The organism is Mesorhizobium sp. M2A.F.Ca.ET.039.01.1.1 (assembly GCF_003998035.1).
Classification (GTDB): domain Bacteria; phylum Pseudomonadota; class Alphaproteobacteria; order Rhizobiales; family Rhizobiaceae; genus Mesorhizobium.
The window spans coordinates 1-1,822 of the sequence record NZ_RZRY01000995.1 but is presented as its reverse complement, the minus strand read 5'-3'; the positions used below and the strand labels follow the sequence as shown (position 1 = coordinate 1,822).

The 1,822-nt window shown below is 65.2% G+C and carries 2 protein-coding genes; one reads left to right on the top strand and one right to left on the bottom strand.

The annotated features are described in order from the left end of the window. Positions 1-48 precede the first annotated feature (48 nt). The gene (locus tag EOA24_RS36525; RefSeq protein ID WP_281059388.1) at positions 49-1,191 is read right to left on the bottom strand and encodes a saccharopine dehydrogenase family protein; all 1,143 of its coding nucleotides are present in this window, start codon (positions 1,189-1,191) and stop codon (positions 49-51) included. A gap of 83 nt (positions 1,192-1,274) precedes the next feature. Between EOA24_RS36525 and EOA24_RS36520 the strand changes: the two genes are divergently transcribed. Further along, complete coding sequence (locus tag EOA24_RS36520) at positions 1,275-1,703, top strand: Lrp/AsnC family transcriptional regulator (protein ID WP_126083638.1); 429 nt, start codon at positions 1,275-1,277, stop codon at positions 1,701-1,703. Positions 1,704-1,822 lie beyond the last annotated feature (119 nt).

Below are 1,822 nucleotides of genomic sequence, written 5' to 3'. Positions count from 1 at the left end.
CCCCGGCGCTGCGCGCCGACCCTCCCCACAAGGGGGAGGGTGGGAGACTCACCCCGCCAGCCGGCTCACCATCTCGTGCTGGGCATAAGCCCGGCCGAAGCGGTTGGCGAGGAAGGCGTCGAGGGCGATGTCTTCCTGGCGCACGAAACCCTTGGCCGGGAGCGAGCCGTCGGCCAGCATGTCGAGCACGGCGCAGATGCCCGACGCGGTGGTGATCTGGATGGCGCTGCGCACGATGTTGCCGACGCGGTGCGAATAGATCTTGTTGGCGTAGGTCTCCTGCAGCAGGCGGCCGTTGCGGCGGCCCGAGACGGTGACGAAGACGATGACCACATCCTGCAGCGTCGCCGGCAGGGCGCTTTCAAAGATGTCCTTCAGCACGTCGCGGCGGTGGCGTAGCCCGAGGTCGTTGAGCAACGCCTTCATGATCGCGGCGTGGCCGGGATAGCGGATGGTGCGGTAGTTCAGCGTGCGCACCTTGTCCTTCAGCGTCTCGGCCAGAGTGCCGAGCCCGCCCGAGGTGTTGAAGGCCTCATAGGTGACGCCATCGAGCGAGAATTCCTCGCGCTCCTCCAGCGGAGGCACTTCGATCAGCTCGCCCTCGACGATCGCCTCGCAGGGCTCGCAATATTCGTTGATGACGCCGTCGGTGCTCCAGGTAAGGTTGTAGTTCAGCGCATTGGACGGATATTGCGGCAGCGCGCCGACGCGCATGCGAACGCTTTCCAGCGTGTCGAAGCGGCTGGCGAGGTCGTTGGCGACGATCGAGATGAAGCCCGGCGCCAGGCCGCATTGCGGGATGAAGGCGTTTTTCACACTGCGCGCCAGTTCCTTGACGCGGCGGGTCGAGACGACGTCCTCGGTGAGGTCGAGATAGTGCACACCGGCGGCGGCGGCCGCCTCGGCGATGCGGGTTGTGAGGTGGAAGGGGGCTGCGCTCAGCACGGCGAACTTGCCGGCAAGGATTTTTTCCAGTTCGCCCGTGGTGGCGATGTCGAGCTCCTGCGTCGCGACGCCGGCCGGCAGCTCGGCGGCGGCAAGCTGGGCCGCCGAGCGGTCGACCAACGTGACGCGGTAGTCGCCCGTGGCGCTCAGCATTTCGGCGATGGTCGAGCCGATCTTGCCGGCGCCGACGACAACGATGTTCTTCATGATCAATTCCCCTGCCAAATTTCGAGTCACAGGAATCATCGCAGCTTGCCTGTCGAAAGGAAGCGTGGAATCTGACAATGTGAAGCTGAACTTTGGACGATCTGCTGAAAGGTTTCGTCGAAATGCTCACTCAAGCCGAACAGGCCCTGCTCACTTTGCTGCGCGCCAACGCTCGGGCCTCGACCGCCGAGCTCGCGCGCCAGCTCGGCGTGTCGCGCACGACGGTGCAGAGCCGCATCGAGCGGCTGGAGCAGCGCGGCATCATCGCCGGCTATGGGGTCCGGCTGTCGCCCGACTATGAGCAGGGGCTGGTCAAGGCGCATGTGTTGCTCACCGTCACGCCGAAACTCGCCGACAAGGTGGTGCGGAGCCTTGAAGCGATGCCGCCGGTCACGACCGTGCATTCGGTGAGCGGCAATTTCGACATGATCGTCATCGTCGACGCGCCGTCGATCCGCGACCTCGACGCGCTGCTCGACCGGATCGGGGCGATGGATGGGGTGGAGCGGACCTCGTCGTCGATTATCTTGTCGACCCGGGTTGATCGGTGAAACTGTTGAGATGCTGGCGCGGGGCCCCCTCTCTGTCCTGCCGGCTTTCGTCGCTCGGAAAGCCAAGCAATTGGCTTCCCGTCCGCTGTGCGGACCGCTCCTCAACCCCCTCAAGGGGG